The sequence below is a fragment of the Brevundimonas sp. genome (assembly GCF_965279155.1).
GTDB lineage: Bacteria > Pseudomonadota > Alphaproteobacteria > Caulobacterales > Caulobacteraceae > Brevundimonas.
The window spans coordinates 1888181-1911903 of the sequence record NZ_OZ257138.1; the positions used below are offsets into that span (position 1 = coordinate 1888181).

Consider the following 23723-nt stretch of genomic DNA (forward strand, 5'->3'; position numbering starts at 1 on the left):
AGGCTCCGCTGAGCCGAGCGGTAGCGCGTCCGAAGGACCAAGCATCATGGGTTATCGCGTCGCCATCGTCGGAGCCACGGGCAATGTGGGCCGCGAAATGCTGAACATTCTGGAAGAGGTCGAATTCCCCGTCGACGCCATCCACGCCATCGCCTCGCGCAAGTCCAAGGGCGTCGAAGTCTCCTTCGGCGACAAGACCATCAAATGCCAGGACATCGAACAGTTCGACTTCTCGACCGTCGATATCGTCCTGATGTCGGCCGGCGGCGAGGTCTCGCGCGCCTGGTCCGAGAAGATCGGCAAGGCCGGCCCCATCGTGATCGACAACTCCTCGGCCTTCCGCAAGGACCCGGACGTGCCGCTGATCGTGCCGGAGGTGAACCCCGACGCCATCAAGGACGCGACCAAGAAGAACATCATCGCCAACCCCAACTGCTCGACCATCCAGCTGGTGACGGCGCTGAAGCCCCTGCATGACGTGGCGAAGATCAAGCGGGTGGTGGTATCGACCTATCAATCGGTGTCCGGCGCCGGCAAGGAAGGCATGGACGAGCTGTGGAACCAGACCAAGGCCATCTACGGCCTGGGCGACGCGCGTCCCAAAAAGTTCCCCAAACAGATCGCCTTCAACGTCATCCCCTACATCGGCGCCTTCCTTGAGGACGGCTCGACCGACGAGGAGCAGAAGATGTCGGACGAGACGCACAAGATGCTGGACCCCGACATCAAGGTCACCGTCACCTGCGTACGCGTGCCGGTCTTCGTCGGCCACTCCGAAGCGGTGAACATCGAGTTCGACCGCCCGATGGCTCCCGATGAAGCCCGCGCCATCCTGCGCGAGGCGCCGGGCGTGCTGGTGATCGATAAGCAGGAGCACGACGGCTATATCACCCCCGTCGACGCCGCCGGCGAACACGGCGTCTATGTGTCGCGCATCCGCAAGGATCCGACCGTCGAGAACGGCCTGAACCTGTGGGTCGTGTCCGACAACCTGCGCAAGGGCGCCGCCCTGAACGCCATCCAGATCGCCCAGCTGCTGGACGAGACAGGCGTGATCACGTCCTCGTCGGGATACCGTTCGATCACCGTCTGATCCGGACTTTCGTCATCCTCCGGCGCGCCTAGCGCGACCGGGGGACCCAGCGGCGCCGAAGGCGAAATCCCTCGGCCGCTGGATCGTCGAAAGGTTCTCCGCGACAGGTTCGCGCTCACGCGCGCCGCTGGGTCCCCCGGTCTTCGCCGCTGCGCGGCTCGCCGGAGGATGACGAAAGGATAGGCGCCATGCTCCCGGCCCCCGCCACCCCCAATGACCCCCGCGCGGTCGGCACGGCCATCGCCTGCTACACCCTGTGGGGCCTCTTGCCGCTGCTGTTCATGGCGATGGCGGCCAACGGTTTCGGCGCACCCGAAATCCTGGCCCACCGAGCCGTCTGGTCGGTCTTCGTCGCCGGCCTCGTCCTGCTGCTGGCGGGTCAGTGGGGCGAGGCGAAAAAGGTGCTGGCCACGCCGCGCACCCTGGCCTGGCTAGCCCTGTCCGCCCTGTTGATCGCCACCAACTGGAGCCTCTACGTCTACGCCACGACGCACCATGCGACGCTGGAGGCCAGTCTCGGCTACTATATCAATCCCCTGCTCAACATGGCGGCGGGCGCCGTGCTGTTCCGCGAGAAGATCGACCGCTGGAGCGCCGTCGCCATCGGCCTCGCCGCCATCGGCGTCGTGATCCAGACCATCGCCCTGGGCCATGTGCCGATCATCGGCCTGACCCTGGCCGTCACCTTCTGCGGCTATGCGGTGATCCGAAAGCGCGTCCCCGCCTCGGCCCAGACAGGCCTGTTCGTCGAATGTCTGGTGCTGCTGCCCATCGGCGCGGTCTTCCTGGCTTGGCTGACGATCCAGGGCCAGGCGGTGGGCTTCGCCTCGCCCTCGGGCCTGGCCTGGGCCCTGGTCAACGGGCCGGCGACGGTGATCCCGCTAGTGCTGTTCGCCTGGTCGGCGCGGCGTCTGCCTTTGTCCACCGTCGGCTTCATCCAGTTCCTGGCGCCCACGCTCCAGTTCGCCTGCGGCGTCCTGACGGGCGAGGCCCTGACGCCGCTGCGCATCGTCTCGTTCGTCTTCATCTGGACCGGCGCCGGCGTCTTCGCCCTGGGCGCCGCCAATCGCAGCCGCGCGGCGCGCGAGGCGTTGAAGACGACGGCGGAACCGGCGTAGCCTCTGCTCTTCTAGGAGGCGAGGCCATGACGACCGCCCAACCCGGCCCCTGCGAAGGCGGACAGGTCCACGCCGCCGCCCATCCCGAACATGACCTGTCGGCGGCGCGCAAACGCTGGGTGCTGGTGGCGACCGTCCTGGGATCCAGCCTGACCTTCATCGACGGCTCGGCCCTGGGCGTCGCCCTGCCCGCCGTGCAACGCGACCTGGCGGCGGGAACAGCCGCAGTGCAGTGGGTGTCGAACGCCTATCTGCTTACCTTGGGCGCCCTCGTTTTGATCGGCGGGGCGGCGGGCGACCGGTTCGGGCGACGCCGCGTCTTCCTGATCGGGGTGGCGATCTTCGCCCTGGCCTCCATCGGCTGCGCCCTGGCGCCCTCAGTTCAGGCCCTGATCGCCGGTCGCGCGGTCCAGGGGATCGGCGCAGCCCTGCTCACGCCCGGCGCCCTGGCGGTGATCGGCGCGACCTTCCCGCCGGAGGAGCGCGGCAAGGCCTTTGGGACCTGGGCCGGCTTCGGCGCCCTGACCGGCATGATCGGGCCGCTGGTCGGCGGATGGCTGGCCGACGCCGCCGACTGGCGCGCCATCTTCTGGATCAATGTCCCGCTGGCCATCTTGACCGCTGTCGTCACCCTGGCGGTCACGCCCGAAAGCCGCGATCCCGACGCCAAGGGCTTGGACTGGATGGGCGCCGTGCTGGCGGTCGCGGGTCTGGGCGCCCTGACCTGGGCGCTGACGGCGGCGCCCGATCTGGGCTTCGCCTCGCCTGTCATTCTCGGCGGACTGATCGCCGGCGTCGCCCTGCTGGCCGCCTTCCTCTGGGCCGAGGCACGCCAACGCCAACCCATGATGCCGCTGGACCTATTTCGATCGTCGGTGTTCAGCGGCGTCAATCTGCTCACCCTCCTGCTCTATTTCGCCCTGGGCGGCGCCATGTTCTTCCTGCCGTTCGACCTGATCCGAGTGCAGGGCTGGAGCGCGACCGAGGCTGGCGCGGCCATGCTGCCCTTCGCCGCTGTCATGGGGCTGTTCTCGGGCCTGGCCGGGCGGATCGCCGACCGGTTCGGCGCGCGCCTGTCGCTCAGCGTCGGTCCGGCCCTGGCGGGGATCGGCCTGGCCCTTTTGGCGGTTCCTGCGCCCGGCGACGGTGATGGGGGCGGTGAAGGCCGGACACACCGGCGTGGCCTCGGGCGTCAACAACGCCGTGGCGCGGGTCGCCAGCCTGCTGGCCGTGGCCCTATTGGGCTTGGTGCTGTCGGCGGTCTTCGCGGCCGTCGTGGACCAACCCGACGGCCGCGCCCTGCTGGCCCAGGTCATGTCGGGCGCGGAGATGACGCCCCTTGGCCGTGAGGCCTTTCATGCGGCGTTCCGGGCGGTGATCCTGACCTGCGCCGCCTGCGCGGGCGTCGCGGGCTTGATCGGCCTGCTGACCGCGCCCGGCCCTGTTCAGAAAGCGGCGTAAAGGGCGTCCAACAGGCGCTTGGGCCTGGGATCGCCGATCAGGTGCGGCGACTGGCGCGTCATCACATAAGCGGCCGACAACCGGCGCGACGGATCGGCCATGGCCATCGACCCGCCCCAGCCGTAGTGGCCGAAGGCTTCGTCCGGCCCGAACACCTTCAGCCCGTCGTTTCGCATCAGACCCGCCGCCCAGCTGATCTCGAACGGCAGCACCTTGTCCGGTCCGTGGATGCGCTCGCGCGTCAACTGCTCCAGCGTCCCCGCCGAAAGCACCGACCGGCCGTCGAGCACGCCGTCATTGGCGACCACGCCCAGCATCCGCGCCAGCCCCAGGGCCGTGCCGTGCAGATTGGCCGACGGGATTTCCATCTCGCGCCACGCGGCCGAGCCCCGCCCGCCGGGCGCCGAGCCGCGATCCAGGAAGGCCGCCTGTTTGATCGGATCGACCACGCCCAGGCTGGGCGCCGCCGTCGGCTTCCTCATCTGCGCCACCCGCCCATGCTCGCTCTCCGGCAGGCCGATCCACAGATCGAGATCGGGGAAGTCCTGCCGCAGCGTCTGGCCCATGGTCCGCCCCGTCGCGCGGCGGAACACCTCATTGGCCAGATAGCCGACCGTGACCGGGTGATAGCCCGAGGCCGTCCCCGGCGCCCACATCGGCGCCTGGGCCGCCAGCCGCGCCAGAACGGCGGGCACGTCGAACCAGATGGTCGGATCGACCGCCTGGGAAAACCCCGGCAACCCAGCCTGGTGGCTCATCAACTGGGCCACGGTCACGTCCGCCTTGCCCGCCGCCCCGAACTCGGGCCACAGCGAGGCGACCGTCTGGTCGTAGTCGACCTGCCCCGCCTCGACCGCCGTCGCCATCAGGATCGCCATCACCGCCTTGCCGGTCGAGAAGACCGAGGTCAGGGTCGTGTCTGTGAACGGCGTCATCTTCGCCGTATCCGCATGGCCCGCCCACAGATCGACGACCGCCTCGCCCTCGACCAGCACGCTGAACCGCGCCGCCTGCTCGTTCAGCCCCTCGGGCGCCTCGGTGAAGTTGGCGGCGAACGCCTCGCGCACGGCCTCAAAGCCAGGTGCGCAGACGCCTTGGATGTCGATGGGATCGGTCATGAGCTGGTCCTAGCGCGACCGCCGCTCACGAAAAAGGCCTCCCGCCGAAACGGGAGGCCTCAAATCGTTCGACCCTTGGGAGGGTTCAGCCCGCGAAGACCTCGACAGCCTGTTCGGCCAGGATGGTCAGGCCTTCGCCGTTGACGTCAGCGAAGCCGCCGTGGACGTCGTACTGGACCTTGGTCCCGCCGTTATAGACGGTGACCAGACCTGCGCGCAGGGCGGTCATGAAGGGGGCGTGGTCCGGCAGGACGCCGAAGTCGCCCTCGACGCCCGGCGCATCCACCTGGTCCACGAGGCCGGTGAAGACCTCGCGTTCCGGCGAGACGAGGGAGAAGTTCAGCTTGCCGGCCATGATCAGGCTTCCGAAGCCATCTTCTCGGCCTTGGCGACGGCCTCTTCGATCGCGCCGACCATGTAGAAGGCGGCTTCCGGCAGGTGGTCGTAGTCGCCGGCGACGATGCCCTTGAACGAGCGGATCGTGTCGGCCAGTTCGACGAACTTGCCCGGCGCATTGGTGAACTGCTCGGCCACGAAGAAGGGCTGCGACAGGAAGCGCTGGATCTTGCGGGCGCGCGAGACGACCAGCTTGTCCTCTTCCGACAGCTCATCCATGCCCAGGATGGCGATGATGTCCTTCAGGCCCTTGTACTGTTGCAGCACTTCCTGGACCGAACGGGCGACCTGGTAGTGCTCTTCGCCGATGACCAACGGGTCCATGATCCGCGAGGTCGAGTCCAGCGGATCGACGGCGGGGAAGATGGCCTGGGCGGCGATGTCGCGCGACAGCATGGTGGTCGCGTCCAAGTGGGCGAAGGACGCGGCCGGAGCCGGGTCGGTGGGGTCATCGGCGGGGACGTAGATGGCCTGGACCGAGGTGATCGAGCCCTTCTTGGTCGAGGTGATGCGTTCCTGCAGGTTACCCATCTCGGTGGCCAGCGTCGGCTGATAGCCCACGGCCGACGGGATGCGGCCCAGCAGAGCCGACACTTCCGAACCGGCTTGGGTGAAGCGGAAGATGTTGTCGACGAACAGCAGGACGTCCTTGCCCTCTTCGTCGCGGAAATACTCGGCCTGGGCCAGGCCGGTCAGGGCGACGCGGGCGCGGGCGCCGGGAGGCTCGTTCATCTGGCCGTAGACCAGAGCGCACTTGGAGCCCTCGGTCGAGCCGCCGTTCTTGGCCGGGTCCACGTTCACGTTGGACTCGATCATCTCGTGATACAGGTCGTTGCCTTCGCGGGTGCGCTCGCCCACGCCGGCCAGAACCGAATAACCGCCGTACGCCTTGGCGATGTTGTTGATCAGTTCCTGCATCGTCACGGTCTTGCCGACGCCGGCGCCCCCGAACAGGCCGGTCTTGCCGCCCTTGGTGTAGGGGCAGATCAGGTCGATGACCTTGATGCCCGTGACCAGGATTTCCGACGAGTTGGTCTGCTCCTCGAAGGTCGGCGCCTCGCGGTGGATCGGACGGTATTGCGTGGTCTGGATCGGACCCGCTTCGTCGATCGGCTGGCCGACGACGTTCATGATGCGGCCCAGCACGCCCGGTCCGACCGGGGTCTGGATCGAGGAGCCGGTGTCGATCACGGGCTGACCGCGCGTCAGGCCTTCGGTCGTGTCCATGGCGATGGTGCGGACCATGTTCTCGCCGAGGTGCTGGGCGACTTCCAGCACAAGGGTGAAGGGCTCGCCCGTCTTCTGGTCGACGTTCTGGGTGTTCAGGGCGTTCAGGATCGCCGGCAGATGGCCGGTGAACTCGACGTCGACGACGGCGCCGATGACCTGGGCGATCTTGCCGGTGGCGACGATGGAGCCGGGCGCGGTCGCGGCGGCGGGCGCCTTCTTGACGGCAGGCTTCTTGGCGGCGGGTTTTTTGGCGACGGTGTCGGTCATGGCTGGGGTCCGTATCGGAATGTCTGTTCGGTCGGGATCAGAGGGCTTCGGCGCCGGCGATGATCTCGATCAGTTCGGTGGTGATCTGGGCTTGGCGCTTGCGGTTGTATTGCAGCGTCAGGGCGTTGATGAGGTCGCCGGCGTTGCGCGTGGCGTTGTCCATCGCCGCCATCTGCGACCCGAAGAAGCCCGCCTGGTTCTCGTACAGAGCGGCCAGGATCTGGGTCGTCAGGTTGCGCGGCAGCAGGGTCTCAAGGATTTCCTCTTCCGAGGGCTCGTATTCATAGACCGCGCCGTTCAGGTCGATGGGCTGGACGTCGCCCTCGACCACGGCCGGGATCAGCTGCTTGCCGGTCGGAACCTGTTGGATCACCGATTTGAACTGGCTGTAGAACAGGGTGACCACGTCGGCCTGGCCGTCCTCGAACGCCGTGGCGATCATCTCGGCGACCGGCTGTGCCGAAGGCAGGCCGATGGTCTTGTGCTCGCTCAGTTCGAAGGTGTGGATCACCTTGGCGCCGTACAGACGCGTCAGCTGATCGCGCGACTTCTTGCCGACGGCGATGATCTTCACATCCTTGCCGTTGGCGATCAGGCTGTTGATCCGCTCGCGTGCGGCGCGGATGACGTTGGTCGAGAAACCACCCGCCAGACCTTTGTCCGCCGTCGCCACCACGATCAGGTGACGATGGTCCTGACCCGTGCCGGCCAACAGCTTGGGCGCGTCGGCGCCCGAGACGCTGGCGGCCAGGTTCGCGATGACCGAGGCCATCTTCTGCGCATAGGGTCGGGCGCTCTCGGCCTGATCCTGGGCGCGTTTCAGCTTGGCCGCGGCGACCATCTGCATGGCTTTCGTGATCTTCTGCGTCGCTTTGACGCTTCCGATCCGATTGCGCATTTCCTTGAGGCTGGCCATCCGGCGCTACTCTCTCAGCTGTCCGGAGGGGTTCAGGCGAAGGTCTTGACGAAGGCGGCCAGGATGTCCTTCAGCTCGGCTTCGAGGTCCGAGGTCAGGTCCTTCTTGGTGCGGATGCCTTCGAGCAGCGAGGCGTGGTTCGCATGGATGCGCGCCAGCAGTTCCTTCTCGAAACGCCCCACGTCGCCCACGGCGATGCCGTCGATATAGCCGCGCGTGCCGGCGTAGACCGAGACGACCTGCTCTTCCATCGCCAGCGGCGAATATTGCGGCTGCTTCAGCAGCTCGGTCAGGCGGGCGCCGCGCGCCAGCAGCTTCTGGGTCGAGGCGTCCAGGTCAGAGCCGAACTTGGCGAAGGCGGCCATTTCCCGGTACTGGGCCAGCTCGCCCTTGATGGTGCCGGCGACCTTCTTCATCGCCTTGGTCTGGGCCGAAGAGCCGACGCGCGACACCGAGATGCCGACGTTCACGGCCGGACGGATGCCCTGATAGAACAGGTCCGATTCCAGGAAGATCTGGCCGTCGGTGATCGAGATCACGTTGGTCGGGATATAGGCCGACACGTCGTTGGCCTGGGTTTCGATGATCGGCAGGGCCGTCAGCGAGCCCGAGCCGTAGTCTTCGTTCAGCTTGGCCGAACGCTCCAGCAGGCGGCTGTGCAGGTAGAAGACGTCGCCCGGATAGGCTTCGCGGCCGGGCGGGCGGCGCAGCAGCAGGGACATCTGGCGATAGGCCACAGCCTGTTTGGACAGGTCGTCATAGACGATCAGGGCGTGCATGCCGTTGTCGCGGAAGAACTCGCCCATGGCGGTGCCGGCGAACGGGGCCAGGAACTGCAGCGGGGCCGGTTCCGAGGCCGTGGCGGCGACGACGATGGTGTATTCCAGCGCGCCGGCCTCTTCGAGCGTCTTGACGATCTGGGCGACGGTCGAGCGCTTCTGACCGATGGCGACGTAGATGCAGTAGAGCTTGGCGCTCTCGTCGTCGGTCTTGTTGACGTTCTTCTGGTTCAGGATGGTGTCGACGGCGACGGCGGTCTTGCCGACCTGACGGTCGCCGATGATCAGCTCGCGCTGGCCGCGGCCGACGGGGATCAGGGTGTCGATGGCCTTCAGGCCGGTCTGCATCGGCTCGTGAACCGACTTGCGCGGGATGATGCCCGGCGCCTTGACGTCCACGCGGCGACGCTCGGTGAACTCGATCGGGCCCTTGCCGTCGATCGGCTCGCCCAGCGGGTTGACGACGCGGCCCAGCAGGCCACGGCCGACCGGCACGTCCACGATCTCACCCAGGCGGCGCACGTCGTCGCCCTCGGCGATCTGGGCGTCGGCGCCGAAGATCACGGCGCCCACGTTGTCGCGTTCCAGGTTCAGGGCCATGCCCTTGACGCCGGCCTTGGTGAACTCGACCATTTCGCCGGCCTGGACATTGTCCAGACCGTGGATGCGGGCGATGCCGTCGCCGACCGACAGCACGCTGCCGACGTCGGAAACGTCGGCTTCGACGCCGAAGTTGGCGATCTGCGACTTGAGGATGGCCGAGATTTCAGCGGCGCGGATGTCCATGACGGGCTCTCTGTTCTTCAGTCTTCTGCGGGTGCGCCGTTCAGGCGCGCATTCGTTTGGCGGGAGCGGGCGTTTAAGCCCGCTTGAGGGCGAACTTCATCTGGTCGAGCTTGGTCTTCAGCGAGGCGTCGAACAGTTTCGAGCCGACCTTGATCTTCAGGCCGCCCAGGATCGACGGATCGACGCGCGCGGTCAGTTCCGGCGCCTTGCCCAGACTCTTGGACAGGGCGGCGGTGATGGCGGCGACCTGTTTGGCGTCCAGCGCCTGGGCCGAGACGACCTCGGCGGCGACGACGCCGGCGTGCTTGGCGTAGCGGGCTTCGAAGCCGGCGATGACGGCGGGCAGGTCCTTGGCGCGATGGTTCTGGGCCAGCAAGCCCAGGAAGTTGGACGTGGTCTGTTCGAACTTGGCCTTGGCGGCGATGGCGACCAGACCCTTTGCCTGATCGTCGGCGCCGATGACGGGCGAGGCGGCCAGACGACGCAGGTCGGCGCTCTCGATCCAGGCCGCCTTCAGCGACTTCAGATCGGCGCGCACGGCATCCAGGCGGCCGGTTTCCAGCGCCAGGTCAAACAGCGCCTGTGCGTAGCGATCGCCGACTTCCGTCGTTCTGAAATCATCAGCCACTGATTAGGGTCCGAGGTCGTTGTGTCAGGGTCGCGACCGATTGCGAGGGTCGCAACGGTCAAAAGCTTGAAATGCTTACGGAAAGCACGACAGAGGCCGTATCCGTGAATACGCCCCCTTCAAGCCGGGCGCCTGATAGCACGGGGTTTCGCCGCTCGCAACATTGCGTGAAGGGGCGATGAAGCCGCACCCCCTCACTATCGATGTCGCACGCCGGTCATCAGCCTGTGTGAAATTCACTCGCCCCTGTCCCGAGAGCCAAGATGAAGTCGATTTCTTTCCTTGTCGCCGTTCTGATCCCATTGCTGGCGATCTCAAGCGCCCACGCGCAGTCGTCGTTCGACGACGACGCCCGCCCCATCCGGCTGATGAGCTACAACATCCGCTACGACGCGCCGACGGACACGCCGAACTGGACGCAGCGCCGACCGCACATGGCGCGCCAGATCGCCTTCTTCGACCCCGACATACTGGGGGTGCAGGAGGCCCTTTCACCAATGGTCGCCTATCTGGCCGACCACGCGACCCATTATGATCATTACGGTCTCGGCCGCGACGACGGCGCTCAGATCGGCGAGACGACCACCGTCTTGTGGCGGCGTACCCGGTTCGAGCGGATCAGCGTCCAGACGCTCTGGTGTTCGCCCACGCCGGACCGACCGTCGAAAGGCTGGGACGCGGCCTTGCCGCGCACGGTGACGCGCGTGGTCCTGCGCGACAGAACCAGCGGCCGGCTGCTGGACGTGCGCAACGCCCATCTGGACCATGTCGGCGCAGTCTCGCGCGAGCGCTGCGCCGCCCTTGCCGCCGATCTGGCGCCCGCCGCTATCGATGGCCAGACGGCGGCAGTCGTCCTGTTGGGGGATTTCAACGCCGGGCCGGACAGCGCCCCCTATCGCCGGGTCCTCGCCTCGGGCCTGAAGGACGCCCGCGCCATCAGCCCCGTCGTCTTCGGTCCGGCCAGCACGTTCAACGATTTCGATGTGGCCCAGGACAACGACGGCGTGGCCATCGACCATGTCTTCGTCGGACAGAGCCTGTCCGTACAGCGGTTCGGCGTGCCCACGGACACCTTCGCGGGTCAGGTGATCTCGGATCATTTCCCCCTGGTCGTGGACGTCGTGCAAGCCGGGCGATGAGGATCGGGTCATTGCGGCGAACAGGCGGGGGTGCGACCATGACGCCGCACCCTCCGGCTTGATCGGAACCCACGTCGGCCCTAGCGCTTTCCGCTCAAGCTTTATCTCCCATCAGGAACCCCAATGCTCGACAGCATCACCCCTCTGCTCTCCGATCCGGCCGCCTGGGCCGCATTGGTGACCCTCATCGTGATGGAGGTCGTGCTTGGTATCGACAACCTGATCTTCATCTCCATCCTCTCGAACAAGCTGCCCGAGCATCAGCGCCAGAAGGTCCGTCGCCTCGGCATCGGCCTGGCCCTGATCATGCGCCTGGCCCTGCTGTCGATCATCGCCTGGCTGGTCGGCCTGGTTCAGCCGGTCTTCACCGTCATGGGCAACGAATTCTCGTGGAAGGATCTGATCCTGATCGCGGGCGGCCTCTTCCTGGTCTGGAAGGCCACCAAGGAAATCCACCACACCGTCGATCCCACGCCCAGCCATGACGTCATGGACAAGAAGGACGTGATGATCATGAACGCGGGCGCCGCGATTTTCCAGATCATCCTGCTGGACATCGTCTTCTCGATCGACTCGATCCTGACCGCCGTCGGCATGACCGAACATCTGCCGATCATGGTCGTCGCCGTCCTGGTCGCCGTGACCGTGATGCTGCTGGCCGCCGATCCCCTGGCCAACTTCATCAACAAGAACCCCAGCGTGGTCATGCTGGCGCTCGGCTTCCTCTTGATGATCGGCATGGTGCTGATCGCCGACGGCTTCGGCTATCACGTGCCCAAGGGCTACATCTACGCCGCCATGGCCTTCTCGGCCGGCGTGGAGGCCCTGAACATGATGGGTCGTCGCGGCGCCACCAAGAAGGAACAGGCCGAACGGGCCCGCAGCGAGGCGAACGCCGCCGAGGTCCGCGCCCAGAAGGCCGAGGCCGAAGCCGCCGCAGAAAAGGCCTGATACCTATGACCCGCCTGTCGTTACGCCTCGCCGGTCTTGTCGCCGGCCTGCTGTTGGCGACAGGCGCGTCCCTGGCTGTCCGGGCCGAGGTTCCGGTCCAGTCCTGGGACGTCGTGCGGGCCTATCCGCACGACACGGGGGCTTTCACCGAGGGCCTCTTCTTCCATGGCGGCGCCCTCTACGAGAGCACCGGCCTGTATCCGTCCTTCATCCGTCAGGTGCGGCTGGAGACCGGCGAGGTGCTGCGTCAACGCGACCTGCCGACCGTCTATTTCGGCGAGGGCATGACCACGCTGAACGGCAAGCTCTACAGCCTGACCTGGCGCAACCACATCGGCTTCATCTGGAAGCTGGACGACTTCTCGCCTCTGGGCGGCTTCTCCTATCCGGGCGAGGGCTGGGCCCTGACTACCGATGGCCGCCGCCTGATCATGAGCGACGGCACCGACCAGCTGCGTTTTCTCGATCCCGACACCTTGGCCGAGACCGGACGCGTCTCCGTCACCGCCGACGGCCAGCCGCTGGATCAGATCAACGAGCTGGAATGGATCGACGGCGAGGTCTTCGCCAACCTGTGGCAGGACAACCGCATCGCCCGCATCGACCCCGAGACCGGCGTCGTGAAGGCCTTCATCGACCTGACCGCCCTGGTCCCGCAAGGCATCGGCCTGGACCCCAACGACGACGTCCTGAACGGCATCGCCTGGGACGCGGCCGGCAAGCGTCTGTTCGTCACCGGCAAGCGCTGGCCCCAACTGTTCGAGATCAAGCTGCGCTAGAACAGCGAAAGGGCCGCACGCCACGGCGGCGTCCGGCCCTTTGCTTTCAGTTCTGGCTCAGGCTCAACCGTGCAGGTCGAACCGGTCCAGCTCGGTCACCTTGGTCCAGGCCGCCACGAAGTCCGACACGAACTTGGACTGCGCGTCCGCACCGGCATAGACCTCGGCCAGGGCGCGCAGCACGGCGTTCGAGCCGAACACCAGATCGACGCGGGTGCCGGTCCACTTGGCTTCGCCCGTCTTGCGGTCGCGGCCTTCGAACACATCCTTGGCGTCCGAGGTCGCCGTCCACTTCACGTCCATGTCCAGCAGGTTGACGAAGACATCGTTGGACAGCACGCCCGGCCGATCCGTCAGCACGCCGTGGGTCGCCCCGCCGACATTGATGTTGATGGCCCGCAAGCCGCCGATCAGCACCGTCATCTCGGGCGCGGTCAGCGTCAGCCGCTGCGCTTGGTCGATCAGCAGGGCCTCGGCCGGAACCGCATAGCGGGCCTTCTGGAAGTTGCGGAACCCATCGGCGACCGGCTCCAGATAGGAGAAGGATTCGACGTCCGTCTGCGCCTGGCTGGCGTCCGTCCGACCCGGAGTGAACGGCACGCTGGCCTCGTGGCCCGCCGCCTTGGCCGCCTGCTCGACGCCCGCATTGCCCGCCAGCACGATCAGGTCGGCCAGCGAGACTTTCTTGCCGCCCGTCTGGCCCTGGTTGAACTCGAACTGGATGCGTTCCAGCGTCTTCAGCACCCGGTCCAGCTGCTCGGGCTGGTTGGCGGCCCAGTCCTTTTGCGGCGCCAGGCGGATGCGCGCGCCGTTCGCCCCGCCCCGCTTGTCCCCGCCCCGGAAGGTCGAGGCCGAGGCCCAGGCGGTGCCGACCAGTTCCGACACGCTCAGCCCTGCGTCCAGCACCTTGGCTTTCAGAACCGCCGCATCCGTCGCATCGATCAGCGGATGATCGACCTCCGGCACGGGATCCTGCCAGATCAGCACTTCGCGCGGCACTTCCGGCCCGACGTAGCGCGAACGCGGTCCAAGATCGCGGTGGGTCAGCTTGAACCAGGCCCGCGCGAAGGCCTCGGCGAAGGCCTGCGGATTGTGCAGGAAGCGCCGCGAGATCGCCTCATAGGCCGGGTCGAACCGCAGCGACAGATCGGTCGTCAGCATGGTCGGCCGCTTCTTCTTCGCCGGATCGTGGGCGTCGGGGATGATCTCGCCCGCGTCCTTGGCCACCCACTGGTGCGCCCCGGCCGGGGACTTCTCCAGCTCCCATTCGAAGCCGAACAGGTTCTCGAAATAGAAGTTGCTCCACTGGGCCGGCGTCTGGGTCCAGGTGACTTCCAGCCCGCTGGTGATGGCGTCGCCGCCCGAGCCCGTCCCGAAGCTGGAGGCCCAGCCCAACCCTTGCGCCTCCAGGCCCTCGCCTTCCGGCTCTGCGCCGACGTGATCGGCCGGGCCGGCGCCGTGGGTCTTGCCGAAGGTGTGGCCCCCGGCGATCAGGGCCACCGTCTCCTCGTCGTTCATCGCCATCCGCGCGAAGGTGTCGCGGATATCGCGCGCCGCCGCAATCGGATCGGGATTGCCGTCCGGCCCTTCCGGGTTGACGTAAATCAGGCCCATCTGCACGGCGGCCAGCGGGTTCTCCAGATCGCGCGTATGCTCGTCACCGTCCGCCCGGTCATCGCTGACCAGCACTGCCTCGTCGCCGGGCTTCACCACCCCTTGCGAACCGTGGGCATAACGTTCGTCGCCGCCCAGCCAGGTCGTCTCACGACCCCAATAGACGTCCTGATCCGGCTCCCAGACATCCTCGCGACCGCCGGCGAAGCCGAAGGTGCGGAAGCCCATCGTCTCCAGCGCCACATTGCCGGTCAGGATCAGCAGGTCCGCCCAGGAAATGGCCTGGCCGTATTTCTGCTTGATCGGCCACAGCAGGCGGCGCGACTTGTCGATGTTGACGTTGTCGGGCCAGGAGTTCAGCGGCGCGAACCGCTGCTGGCCGCGCCCGCCGCCGCCGCGTCCATCGCCGACGCGATAGGTGCCGGCGCTGTGCCACGACATGCGCACGAACTGCGGCCCATAATGCCCGAAGTCCGCCGGCCACCAATCCTGCGAGTCCGTCATCAGAGCGCGCAAGTCGGCCTTCAGCGCCTCATAGTCCAGCTTGGCGAAGGCCTCACGATAGTTGAAGGCCTCGCCCAACGGGTCGGACCGGTTCGAATGCTGGTTCAGCAGATCGGTGCGCAGTTGGCCCGGCCACCAATCGCGGTTCTGCACCCCGCCGCCCGCGACGGATTCGGTCGTCCGGCCGGAGAAGGGGCATTTGGCTTCGTCGGTCATGGTGATGTTTCCTGCTGATTTCGCGCGACTTGAGGGCCGGTCTCGATAGCCCTGTAGATGACGAGGTCATTCGACACGGGTCAAACGGATAAAGCCAATCGATTATCCTTGGCGTCGGCATAGGACAGGCCTATCTCACTCCCATGCTCCCCACCCTGCGTCAGCTCCAGTATCTCAAGCTCCTGGCCGAATACGGCAGCTTCTCGCGCGCCGCCGAGGCCGCCCACGTCAGCCAGCCCGCCCTCAGCGCCGGGGTGCAGGAGCTTGAGCGTATCCTGGGCGCCCCCGTGGTTGAGCGGACGCGGGGCGCCGTCATCATGACCGCCGTTGGCGCCGAGGCCGTGCGCCGGGCCGAGGACGTGCTGGCCCGCACCGAGGATCTGGTCGAGGCGGCCAAGAACGCCGGCCGCCTGTTGTCGGGCCGGTTCCGGCTGGGCGTCATCCCGACCGTCGCCCCCTTCCTGCTGCCCGCCAAACTGCCGTCGGTGAAGGCGGCCTACCCCAGCCTGAAGCTGTTCATCCGCGAGGATCTGACGCCGCGCCTGATCGCCGCCCTGAAGGCAGGCCAGATCGACGCCGCCGTCATCGCCCTGCCCTATGAGGCGCCGGGCATCGAACACGCCCGCATCGGCGACGACGAGATCATGGCCGCCGCCCCCCACGACCATGCTCTGGCCGCGCCTGGCCCCATCCGCCCCGGCTCGCTGCGGGCTGAGGACCTGATCCTGCTGGAAGACGGCCACTGCCTGCGCGACCATGCGTTGGCCGCCCTGGACATCGAGGCGCCGCGCGGCGACGACGTCTTCGCCGCCACCAGCCTGCACACCCTGGTCCAGATGGTCGGCTCGGGCCTTGGCGTCAGCTTCCTGCCGAAAATGGCGGTGCAGGCGGGACTGGCCGACACCCCGTCCGTCGCCATCCGCGCCTTCGAAAACCAGGCTGACGGCGCGCCGCCCCACCGCGAGATCGTCGTCGCCTGGCGCGCAGGCTCCAGCCGCGCCGCCGAGGCCCGGCTACTGGCCGAGGCCCTGAAACTGGACTGAAACGGGACCGACCGGACGCTAGTCCTGCCGCAATGCGGCCGGTGATGTCGAACCCTCCGACCACAGGACATTCAGCCCGCTGATCCGACCTTGCCCATCACGGTTGAAACGCACCCGCTGGGTCGGTTCGCCTTCGACGGTGAACAGATCCACTGACAGCGCACGCAGCGTCCACGGCGGACGTTGCCCCTGACGATACAGCAGCCTCTCGTTCTCGACGAACACCCGCACGTCGCCATACTGACCAGCATAGTGATCAAGCGGCGCCTTATAGTCCGGCGCCCCCAATGTCTCGATGATCCAGCGGTCTTCGACGGCGATCGCCTCTGGCGCGCCTCGATCCACGACCTTCTGCAAGGCCAGAGCCCATCCGTGGTTTCGAGCGTCCTCTACAGGCCCGACAATGTCGGGTTGGACGCCAGATCTCTCCCAGTTTGTCTGGGTCAGAGGACTGAGAGTTACGGCGAACGGCACGAAAACGGAGAACCCGGACGGCGTCGCAATGGGTTGCGCCATGCTGGCCGCTCCCATGCTTGGCTGACCGACGATCGTCGCCCGCCCGGCGGATTGCAGCATATAGGGGAAGGCCTCGGCGGCAGAGGCGGAGCGCGCGCTGATAAGGATGATCAAAGGCACATCGACGCGTGGCTGGGCATAGGGCTCTGCTGGCCTCAGACTGGTTTCGGTCCCGGTGCGGTCGCGCTCGAACATATAGGCGTTGCTTTCTGGAGGCAGAAAGGCGCTGGCCAGATACATAGCCATCGCGGGCGATCCCCCGCCATTGTCCCGCAGGTCGATGACCACTGCATCGGTGTGCGCCAAGGTCTGGAGCGCAGCGTCAGCAGCCATTTTCTCCGGACTCTTGGCGGCGTCGAAATCGATGTCCGCGAAGAACCTCAGATCGATATAGCCGATATTGCCCGGCAGTATTTCGAGGCTTCGAAATCCATAATTGATCCGCCGAACCTGGTCCTCATAGTCAATATGCAGACCGGCTTCTTCTTCGGGGGCTGGCGCCGACGGCGGTCCAGCGACGCCGAAATGCCCATCGATAGGCTTCAGACGCCGGGTCAGCGCAACGGCCAACTGCTCACTGTCCAAGTATCGGTCGTAGGCGCCGTCTTCGGCCTCCGTGCGCAGGGCAGAGGCGGCGGTCCGCGCGCCCGCCACATCGAAATAGTTGGCTTCGATCGCGTTCGCCACCTCATCCACGACACGCCGGGGATCGAGCGGTTCCGATGCCGATGCGAGGCCGCCGAACAGCAGAGAAATAGCAAACGCCAGAGCCGTTGCGTGTCTCATGAATCCCCCAAACGGCGGGCGCTTGAATCGCTCACCTAAACGAACAGTGCTCGATATCCGCAGAAATGACTATCGGCGTGGCTGTCCTTCCGACGGAGGCCGAGGCGCTGAAACTGGACCGACCCTGTTGACCTGAGCGCCGAACAGGCCGCTTGGAGACGCATGGCAACCGAAACCGTCTACATCGTCCAGGCCTATGTTCAGGGCCGGGGCAAGGCCCTCCGCGCCGAACAGCAGGTTGGCTGCAAGGACGCCGAGGAGGCGCGCCGCAAGGCCGAACGCCTGGCGCCTCTACGTCTCGGCGTCGTCGCCTTCGCCGTCTCGGCCGACACCGAAATGGGCGACTACGACGAGGAGCCGACGATCATCTTCAAGTCCGGCCAGCTGCCGCCGCCGTTCAGCGACGCTGATTAGGAACAGGGCAACCGCCCTGCCCAGCAGGCGTTGGCTTTCCTGACAACGGATCGGCGCCGCCCCGGGCGTCCGGCCGAAGCTTCAGGACGCCGCATGGCCTATCGCACCCTCAATCCCTTCACCGAACAGACGCTCCAGGAATACCCCGAACACTCGGACGACGCCGTCGAGGCCGCCCTGGCCAAGGCCGACGCCGTCTTCCGCTCCGACTGGTCGCAGGGCGACATCCAGCCGCGCCTCGCCGTGCTGAAGTCCCTATCGACCCTGCTGACCGAGAACCGCGACAGCCTGGCCCGCACCATTGCCGAGGAGATGGGCAAGCCCCTGGCCCAGGGCCAAGGCGAGATCGACCTGTGCGCCGGCATCGCCGCCTACTATGCCGAAAAGGCCGCCGACTTCCTCAAACCCCAGAAGATCGACAGCGAGCTGGGCGAGGCCTGGGTCGAGTTCCATCCCGTCGGCGTGCTGCTGGCGGTCGAGCCGTGGAACTTCCCCATCTATCAGCTGATCCGCGTCGTCGCCCCGGCCATCGCGGTCGGCAATCCGGTGCTCTACAAGCACGCTGGGATCGTGCCCCGATGCGCCGCCCGCTTCGCCGAACTGGTGCGTGAGGCGGGCGCGCCCGAGGGCTGCGTCGCCAACCTCTACATCTCCTCGGACAAGGTCGCCGAACTGATCGGCGACGACCGCATCCAGGGCGTGGCCCTGACCGGGTCGGAGGGCGCCGGCGCCAAGGTCTCGGCTCGCGCGTCGGAGATGCTGAAGAAGTCCACGCTGGAACTGGGCGGCAGCGACGTCTTCGTCGTGCTGGACGACGCCGACATCGAGAAGGCCATCGCCGCCGGGGTCGAGGGGCGGCTGTCCAACGCCGGCCAGGTCTGCACCGGCTCGAAACGCTTCATCGTCCAGAAGTCGGTCGCCGACGCCTTCACCACCGGCTTCGTCGAGGGCATGAAGAGCGCGGTCATGGGCGACCCGCTGGACGAGACGACCGTGCTGGGTCCGCTGTCGTCCGAGGACGCGCTGAAGACATTGACCAAACAGGTCGAGGAGGCGGTTCAACACGGCGCCAAGGCCGTCATCGGCGGCAAGCCCGCAGACCGCACCGGCTTCTTCTACGAACCCACCGTCCTGACCGACGTCGCCCGCGACAACCCGGCCTTCTATCAGGAGTTCTTCGGCCCCGTGGCCCAGGTCTTTGTGGTCGAGGACGACGACGCGGTCGTGGCCCTGGCCAACGATTCCCGCTTCGGCCTGGGCGGATCGATCTTCTCGGGCGACACCAATCGCGCCCGCAAGCTGGCCTCGCGGATCGAGACCGGCATGGTCTTCATCAACACCACCACCACCTCCATGCCCGAACTGCCGTTCGGCGGCATCAAACGCTCAGGCTTCGGCCGCGAGCTGGGCGATGTCGGCATCAAGGAGTTCGTCAACCGCAAGCTGGTGGTCGTCAGCACCGACTGACCCGCCGCCTATCGGCAAATAAAAAGGGCCGGCGGATCGCTCCGCCGGCCCTTTCTCTATCTCAGCGAACCGCTGCCTATTCGGCGGCGATGGGCGCTTCGGTTTCCGGGCCGCGCGCCAGGTTGCGCAGCACGTAGGGCATGACGCCGCCGGCCAGCAGATAGTCCAGCTCGGTCTGGTTATCGATGCGGCAACGGACGGGGAAGCGGGCCATCTTGCCGTCCGACGGACGGAACAGCTCGACCCACAGGTCCTGGCGGGGCTTCAGCTTGCCGATATTGGCGTCCGACAGGCCGCGGATCGTGACGATCTCTTCGCCCGTCAGGCCCAGCTTCAGCCAGCCGTCCTGTTTGAACTGCAGCGGCACGACGCCCATCCCGACCAGGTTCGAACGGTGGATGCGCTCGAAGCTTTCGGCGATGACGGCGCGAACGCCCAACAGACGCGTGCCCTTGGCCGCCCAGTCGCGCGACGAGCCGGTGCCGTATTCCTTGCCGGCGAAGACGACCAGCGGCCGGCCTTCCGACTGGTAACGCATGGCGGCGTCATAGATCGACATGGTGTCGTTCGACGGGAAGTGTTTGGTCACGCCGCCTTCGATCTCGGGCGTGATACGGTTCTTGATGCGGATGTTGGCGAAGGTGCCGCGCATCATGACTTCGTGGTTGCCGCGACGAGCGCCGTAGCTGTTGAACTCGGCCGCCTCGACCCCGTGGTTGGTCAGATAGACGCCGGCGGGCGAGGTCTTCTTGATCGAACCGGCCGGGCTGATGTGGTCGGTGGTGATGCTGTCGCCGAAGATGGCCAGGACACGCGCCTCGACGATGTCCTGGACCGGGGTCAGGTCCATAGACAGGCCGTCGAAGTAGGGCGGGTTGGCGACGTAGGTCGAGCTGTCGTCCCACTCATAGGTCTGGCCGCCCGTGACCTTGATGGCCTGCCAGTGCTTGTCGCCCTTGAACACGTCCTTGTAGCGTTTGGCGAACATGGCCGGGGTGACGGACTTCTTCTGGATTTCGGCGATCTCCTGCGAGGTCGGCCAGACGTCCTTCAGGAAGACGTCGTTGCCCTTCTTGTCCTGACCGATCGGATCCTTGGTGATGTCGATCCGCATCGAGCCGGCGATGGCGTAGGCCACGACCAGCGGCGGCGAGGCCAGGTAGTTGGCCTGGACGTCGGGGTTCACGCGGCCTTCGAAGTTGCGGTTGCCCGACAGGACCGAGGTCGCGACCAGGGCGTTGTCGTTGATCGCCTTGGAAATGGCCGGGTCCAGCGGACCGGAGTTGCCGATGCAGGTGGTGCAGCCATAGCCGACCAGGTTGAAGCCCAGGGCGTCCAGGTCCTTTTGCAGGCCGGCGTCGGTCAGATAGTCGGTGACGACCTGCGAACCGGGGGCCAGCGAGGTCTTGACCCACGGCTTGGCCTTCAGGCCCAGGGCATGGGCCTTGCGCGCCACCAGGCCGGCGGCGATCAGCACCGACGGGTTGGAGGTGTTGGTGCACGAGGTGATCGCCGCGATGACCACGTCGCCGTCGCCGACGGTGAACTTCTGGCCATCGACCGACACGCGCTCGGCGTCAGTCGGGCGGCTGAAGACTTCGGCCAGGGCGGTTTCGAAGGCCGGGGCGGCGGTGGTCAGTTCGACGCGGTCCTGCGGACGTTTCGGACCCGCCAGCGACGGCACGACGGTCGAGATGTCCAGTTCCAGCACGTCGGTGAAGACCGGGTCTTCCGAGGTCTCGTCGATCCACAGGCCTTGGGCCTTGGCGTAGGCTTCGACCAGGGCGACGCGCGCCTTGTCGCGGCCCGTGGCGGTCAGATAGCCGATGGTGGCGGCCGAGACGGGGAAGAAGCCGCAGGTGGCGCCGTATTCCGGGGCCATGTTGGCGATGGTCGCCTGGTCCTCGATGGTCATGTTCGGCAGGGCGTCGCCGAAGAACTCGACGAACTTGCCGACAACGCCCTTCTTGCGCAGCATCTGGGTGACGGTCAGCACCAGGTCGGTCGCCGTCGTGCCCTCGGGCATCGCGCCCGACAGTTTGAAACCGATGACTTCGGGGATCAGCATCGGGATCGGCTGACCCAGCATGGCCGCCTCGGCCTCGATGCCGCCGACGCCCCAGCCCAGGACGGCCAGGCCGTTGATCATGGTAGTGTGGCTGTCGGTGCCGACGACGGTGTCGGGATAGGCGACGGTCTTCTTGCCTTCGTCCAGGGTCCAGACGGTCTGGGCCAGGTTCTCCAGGTTCACCTGGTGGCAGATGCCGGTGCCGGGGGGCACGACGCGGAAGTTGTTGAAGGCCGACGACCCCCAGCGCAGGAAGTTGTAGCGCTCGATGTTGCGCTCGTATTCGCGCTCAACGTTCTGGCCGAAGGCTTTCGACGTGCCGAAGTTGTCGACCATCACCGAGTGGTCGATGACCAGATCGACCGGCACCAGCGGGTTGATCTTGGCGGCGTCGGCCCCCAGGGCGCTCATGGCGTCGCGCATGGCGGCCAAGTCGACCACGGCGGGCACGCCGGTGAAGTCCTGCATCAGCACGCGGGCCGGGCGGAAGGCGATCTCGTGCTCGACCGAACCCTTGTTCTCGACCCAGGCGGCGACGGCCTTCAGGTCGGCTTCGGTGACGGACACGCCGTCCTCGTTGCGCAGCAGGTTCTCCAGCAGCACCTTCATCGAGCGAGGCAGGCGGGAAATCCCGGTCAGACCGGCTTCCTCGGCGGCGGGAAGGCTGTAATAGGCGTATTTCTTACGCCCGACGGAAAGGTCCTGGCGGGTCTTGAAGCTGTCGTTCGACGGCATGGAGTCTTCCTCTGGTCAGCGCCGCCCGACAATCCGGTTGCGCCTTCGCGCGACAGACGCAGCGGCTCACAGGGCCCCTGCGCGCGCGGCGAAAGCCTGCTGCGGCGACCGTGCCTATAGCTCCACGGGATCGCACCGTCCATGTGTCCACACCCTCGACAGGGACATTGAGAAGGGTTCGCAGATTCTGCGCCCCACTTCTCCCTCCCCGCTCCGGGGAGGGTGGTCGCGCAGCGACCGGGTGGGGGCGGCCCGGCAGGGACGCACGGCCTGACGCAAAGCGGATCGGAGACGCGGCGCGGCGCCGCCCCCACCCGACCTCGCTACGCTCGGCCACCCTCCCCGGAGCGGGGAGGGAGAATTACGCATGATCCACACCCTCACCCTCTCCGACCTGACCGTCTCACGCGGCGACCGGCGGCTGTTCCACGGCCTCGACCTGACCCTGCGCGCCGGCGAGGTCCTGGCCCTGACCGGGGCGAACGGCGCGGGCAAGACCAGCCTGTTGCGGACCATAGCCGGCCTGCTGCGGCCCGACGCCGGATCGGTCGCCTTTCAGGACGGCGACGGCAATCCGCTGGACGAGCGGCAGGCGCGCGGACGCGAAACCCATTTTCTCGGCCATCTCGACGGGCTGAAGGGCGGCCGCACGGCGCGCGAGGAGTTGGGCTTTCAGTGCGACTGGCTGGGCCACACCCAGTACGGCCTCGATCACGCCGTTGAAGCCTTCGGCCTCAAACCTCTGCTGGACCTGGAAGTCCGCCGCCTGTCCGCCGGCCAGCGCCGTCGCCTGGCCATGGGCCGGCTGGTCGGATCGCCGCGCGCCCTGTGGCTGCTGGACGAGCCTATGGCCCCGCTTGACGCCCGCTGGCGCGAGGCCTTCGCCGACCAGATGCAGCGCCATCTCGACGCGGACGGCCTGATCGTCGTCGCCGTCCACGATCCCCTGCCCCTGCCGACCCGCGCTCTCGACCTGGGGAACCTGAAATGAGCCGCCGCGACGCCGATCAGGAACCACGCCCGCCTGGCCTGCGCGGCGCGACCCGCGTCCTGCTGGAGCGCGAACTGGACCTGGCCTGGGGCGGGGGCGGCGGGCCGTTGCTGGCCTGCGGCTTCTTCGCCTGTCTGACCGCCATCCTGCCGTTGGCGGCCGGGGGCGACCCCCGCACGCTCGGCCCGGTCGCGGGCGGCGTCGCCTGGTTGGCCCTGGCCCTGGCGTCCCTGCTGTCGCTGGAGCGGCTGTTCGAGCGGGACATGGAGGACGGCGGCCTGGACCTGCTGGCGCTCGGCCATCTGTCGCTGGAGCAGGTCGTGCTGATCAAGGCCCTGGCCCAGTGGATCGCCGTCGGCCTGCCGCTCGCCCTGACCGCGCCCGTCGCCGCCCTGGCGCTGGGCCTGCCCGCGCCGTTGACGCCGCTCGTCGCCCTGACCGCCCTGATCGGCGGCGCGGGCTTCGCCTTCACCGGCGCGCTGGGCGCAGCGCTCGCGTTGGGCGCCAAGCGCGGCGGCCTGCTGATCGCCGTGGTCGTCCTGCCTCTGTTCATCCCGCCCGTGGTCTTCGGCGCCGGCGCCCTGGAACGCGCCGCTTCGGGTCAGCCCGTCGGCCCGGCCCTGGCCCTGCTCTGCGCCTATGTCCTGTTCGCCGCCGTCATCGCCCCCTTCGCCGGGGCGGCCGCCGTTCGGAACGCGCAAGGGTGAG

The 23723-nt window shown here is 67.1% G+C and carries 21 protein-coding genes; 12 read left to right on the forward strand and 9 right to left on the reverse strand.

The features are described from left to right. The first annotated feature begins 46 nt into the window (after positions 1-46). The 4 genes from ACQY72_RS09075 to ACQY72_RS09090 all read left to right on the forward strand — a co-directional run bounded on the left by ACQY72_RS09075 (position 47) and on the right by ACQY72_RS09090 (position 3672). Positions 47-1093, forward strand: a complete 1047-nt coding sequence (locus tag ACQY72_RS09075; RefSeq protein WP_428153120.1) for an aspartate-semialdehyde dehydrogenase — start codon at positions 47-49, stop codon at positions 1091-1093. 188 nt (positions 1094-1281) lie between these two features. Next, on the forward strand, positions 1282-2211 hold the full coding sequence (rarD, locus tag ACQY72_RS09080) for an EamA family transporter RarD (protein WP_428153122.1): 930 nt from the start codon (positions 1282-1284) through the stop codon (positions 2209-2211). Between the two features lie 26 nt (positions 2212-2237). Beyond that, complete coding sequence (locus ACQY72_RS09085; protein WP_428153124.1) at positions 2238-3560, forward strand: DHA2 family efflux MFS transporter permease subunit; 1323 nt, start codon at positions 2238-2240, stop codon at positions 3558-3560. Next, positions 3541-3672, forward strand: coding sequence for a hypothetical protein (locus tag ACQY72_RS09090; protein ID WP_428153125.1), 132 nt, complete (start codon positions 3541-3543; stop codon positions 3670-3672). Before ACQY72_RS09085 ends, ACQY72_RS09090 begins: the two co-directional genes overlap by 20 nt. On the opposite strand, the gene ACQY72_RS09095 is transcribed toward ACQY72_RS09090, so the two are convergent. From ACQY72_RS09095 to ACQY72_RS09120, 6 genes are all read right to left on the reverse strand, one after another. Next, the gene (locus ACQY72_RS09095) at positions 3657-4790 is read right to left on the reverse strand and encodes a serine hydrolase domain-containing protein (RefSeq protein ID WP_428153126.1); all 1134 of its coding nucleotides are present in this window, start codon (positions 4788-4790) and stop codon (positions 3657-3659) included. The genes ACQY72_RS09090 and ACQY72_RS09095 overlap by 16 nt on opposite strands. An 85-nt stretch (positions 4791-4875) precedes the next feature. Beyond that, positions 4876-5145: an ATP synthase F1 subunit epsilon gene (locus ACQY72_RS09100; RefSeq protein ID WP_428153127.1), complete on the reverse strand. Its 270-nt coding sequence runs from the start codon at positions 5143-5145 to the stop codon at positions 4876-4878. 2 nt (positions 5146-5147) lie between these two features. Beyond that, positions 5148-6683, reverse strand: coding sequence for a F0F1 ATP synthase subunit beta (atpD, locus tag ACQY72_RS09105; RefSeq protein WP_409719602.1), 1536 nt, complete (start codon positions 6681-6683; stop codon positions 5148-5150). Between the two features lie 37 nt (positions 6684-6720). Continuing rightward, positions 6721-7599 (reverse strand): F0F1 ATP synthase subunit gamma, encoded by an 879-nt coding sequence (locus tag ACQY72_RS09110; protein ID WP_428153129.1) that lies wholly within the window; start codon positions 7597-7599, stop codon positions 6721-6723. A 32-nt stretch (positions 7600-7631) separates the two neighbouring features. Further along, positions 7632-9164 (reverse strand): F0F1 ATP synthase subunit alpha, encoded by a 1533-nt coding sequence (gene atpA / locus ACQY72_RS09115; protein WP_135194047.1) that lies wholly within the window; start codon positions 9162-9164, stop codon positions 7632-7634. Positions 9165-9237: 73 nt separating this feature from the next. Then, complete coding sequence (locus ACQY72_RS09120; RefSeq protein ID WP_428153131.1) at positions 9238-9792, reverse strand: F0F1 ATP synthase subunit delta; 555 nt, start codon at positions 9790-9792, stop codon at positions 9238-9240. Between the two features lie 263 nt (positions 9793-10055). Here ACQY72_RS09120 and ACQY72_RS09125 point away from each other — a divergent pair, with 263 nt between their 5' ends. From ACQY72_RS09125 to ACQY72_RS09135, 3 genes are all read left to right on the forward strand, one after another. Next, entirely contained in the window at positions 10056-10931 is an 876-nt protein-coding gene (locus tag ACQY72_RS09125; RefSeq protein WP_428153132.1) for an endonuclease/exonuclease/phosphatase family protein, read from the forward strand. Positions 10932-11054: 123 nt separating this feature from the next. Next, positions 11055-11882 (forward strand): TerC family protein, encoded by an 828-nt coding sequence (locus ACQY72_RS09130; RefSeq protein ID WP_428153134.1) that lies wholly within the window; start codon positions 11055-11057, stop codon positions 11880-11882. Positions 11883-11887: 5 nt separating this feature from the next. Continuing rightward, positions 11888-12661: a glutaminyl-peptide cyclotransferase gene (locus ACQY72_RS09135; protein ID WP_428153136.1), complete on the forward strand. Its 774-nt coding sequence runs from the start codon at positions 11888-11890 to the stop codon at positions 12659-12661. A gap of 63 nt (positions 12662-12724) precedes the next feature. Here ACQY72_RS09135 and katG read toward each other — a convergent pair whose 3' ends face one another. Continuing rightward, positions 12725-14995, reverse strand: coding sequence for a catalase/peroxidase HPI (gene katG, locus ACQY72_RS09140; protein ID WP_428153137.1), 2271 nt, complete (start codon positions 14993-14995; stop codon positions 12725-12727). 143 nt (positions 14996-15138) lie between these two features. Here katG and ACQY72_RS09145 point away from each other — a divergent pair, with 143 nt between their 5' ends. Beyond that, complete coding sequence (locus tag ACQY72_RS09145; RefSeq protein WP_428153138.1) at positions 15139-16038, forward strand: hydrogen peroxide-inducible genes activator; 900 nt, start codon at positions 15139-15141, stop codon at positions 16036-16038. 18 nt (positions 16039-16056) lie between these two features. Here the strand turns inward: ACQY72_RS09145 and ACQY72_RS09150 are convergent, their stop codons facing one another. Next, positions 16057-17340 (reverse strand): S41 family peptidase, encoded by a 1284-nt coding sequence (locus ACQY72_RS09150; RefSeq protein ID WP_428153139.1) that lies wholly within the window; start codon positions 17338-17340, stop codon positions 16057-16059. Positions 17341-17502: 162 nt separating this feature from the next. Between ACQY72_RS09150 and ACQY72_RS09155 the strand changes: the two genes are divergently transcribed. After that, a complete protein-coding gene (locus tag ACQY72_RS09155; protein WP_135194053.1) occupies positions 17503-17754 on the forward strand; it encodes a hypothetical protein in 252 nt (83 codons plus the stop codon). A 93-nt stretch (positions 17755-17847) separates the two neighbouring features. After that, positions 17848-19221, forward strand: coding sequence for an NAD-dependent succinate-semialdehyde dehydrogenase (locus tag ACQY72_RS09160; protein WP_428153140.1), 1374 nt, complete (start codon positions 17848-17850; stop codon positions 19219-19221). Positions 19222-19297: 76 nt separating this feature from the next. Here the strand turns inward: ACQY72_RS09160 and acnA are convergent, their stop codons facing one another. Then, positions 19298-22024 carry an aconitate hydratase AcnA gene (gene acnA, locus ACQY72_RS09165; RefSeq protein WP_428153141.1) on the reverse strand — a complete coding sequence of 909 codons (2727 nt, stop codon included), beginning with the start codon at positions 22022-22024 and terminating at the stop codon, positions 19298-19300. 367 nt (positions 22025-22391) lie between these two features. Here acnA and ccmA point away from each other — a divergent pair, with 367 nt between their 5' ends. Further along, positions 22392-23015: a heme ABC exporter ATP-binding protein CcmA gene (gene ccmA / locus ACQY72_RS09170; protein WP_428153142.1), complete on the forward strand. Its 624-nt coding sequence runs from the start codon at positions 22392-22394 to the stop codon at positions 23013-23015. Further along, on the forward strand, positions 23012-23722 hold the full coding sequence (gene ccmB / locus ACQY72_RS09175; RefSeq protein WP_428153143.1) for a heme exporter protein CcmB: 711 nt from the start codon (positions 23012-23014) through the stop codon (positions 23720-23722). The genes ccmA and ccmB overlap by 4 nt, the downstream gene beginning before the upstream one ends. The last annotated feature ends 1 nt before the right edge of the window (position 23723 follow it).

Excerpts from the sequence above, each read along its gene's own strand:
- rarD (WP_428153122.1), top strand. The coding sequence starts at position 1,282 with ATGCTCCCGGCCCCCGCCACCCCCAATGACCCCCGCGCGGTCGGCACG.
- atpA (WP_135194047.1), bottom strand. The coding sequence starts at position 9,164 with ATGGACATCCGCGCCGCTGAAATCTCGGCCATCCTCAAGTCGCAGATC.
- ccmA (WP_428153142.1), top strand. The coding sequence starts at position 22,392 with ATGATCCACACCCTCACCCTCTCCGACCTGACCGTCTCACGCGGCGAC.
- ACQY72_RS09150 (WP_428153139.1), bottom strand. The coding sequence starts at position 17,340 with ATGAGACACGCAACGGCTCTGGCGTTTGCTATTTCTCTGCTGTTCGGC.
- atpD (WP_409719602.1), bottom strand. The coding sequence starts at position 6,683 with ATGACCGACACCGTCGCCAAAAAACCCGCCGCCAAGAAGCCTGCCGTC.
- ACQY72_RS09125 (WP_428153132.1), top strand. The coding sequence starts at position 10,056 with ATGAAGTCGATTTCTTTCCTTGTCGCCGTTCTGATCCCATTGCTGGCG.
- ACQY72_RS09100 (WP_428153127.1), bottom strand. The coding sequence starts at position 5,145 with ATGGCCGGCAAGCTGAACTTCTCCCTCGTCTCGCCGGAACGCGAGGTC.
- acnA (WP_428153141.1), bottom strand. The coding sequence starts at position 22,024 with ATGCCGTCGAACGACAGCTTCAAGACCCGCCAGGACCTTTCCGTCGGG.
- ACQY72_RS09085 (WP_428153124.1), top strand. The coding sequence starts at position 2,238 with ATGACGACCGCCCAACCCGGCCCCTGCGAAGGCGGACAGGTCCACGCC.
- katG (WP_428153137.1), bottom strand. The coding sequence starts at position 14,995 with ATGACCGACGAAGCCAAATGCCCCTTCTCCGGCCGGACGACCGAATCC.
- ACQY72_RS09135 (WP_428153136.1), top strand. The coding sequence starts at position 11,888 with ATGACCCGCCTGTCGTTACGCCTCGCCGGTCTTGTCGCCGGCCTGCTG.
- ccmB (WP_428153143.1), top strand. The coding sequence starts at position 23,012 with ATGAGCCGCCGCGACGCCGATCAGGAACCACGCCCGCCTGGCCTGCGC.
- ACQY72_RS09110 (WP_428153129.1), bottom strand. The coding sequence starts at position 7,599 with ATGGCCAGCCTCAAGGAAATGCGCAATCGGATCGGAAGCGTCAAAGCG.
- ACQY72_RS09095 (WP_428153126.1), bottom strand. The coding sequence starts at position 4,790 with ATGACCGATCCCATCGACATCCAAGGCGTCTGCGCACCTGGCTTTGAG.
- ACQY72_RS09155 (WP_135194053.1), top strand. The coding sequence starts at position 17,503 with ATGGCAACCGAAACCGTCTACATCGTCCAGGCCTATGTTCAGGGCCGG.
- ACQY72_RS09130 (WP_428153134.1), top strand. The coding sequence starts at position 11,055 with ATGCTCGACAGCATCACCCCTCTGCTCTCCGATCCGGCCGCCTGGGCC.
- ACQY72_RS09160 (WP_428153140.1), top strand. The coding sequence starts at position 17,848 with ATGGCCTATCGCACCCTCAATCCCTTCACCGAACAGACGCTCCAGGAA.
- ACQY72_RS09090 (WP_428153125.1), top strand. The coding sequence starts at position 3,541 with ATGACGCCCCTTGGCCGTGAGGCCTTTCATGCGGCGTTCCGGGCGGTG.
- ACQY72_RS09145 (WP_428153138.1), top strand. The coding sequence starts at position 15,139 with ATGCTCCCCACCCTGCGTCAGCTCCAGTATCTCAAGCTCCTGGCCGAA.
- ACQY72_RS09075 (WP_428153120.1), top strand. The coding sequence starts at position 47 with ATGGGTTATCGCGTCGCCATCGTCGGAGCCACGGGCAATGTGGGCCGC.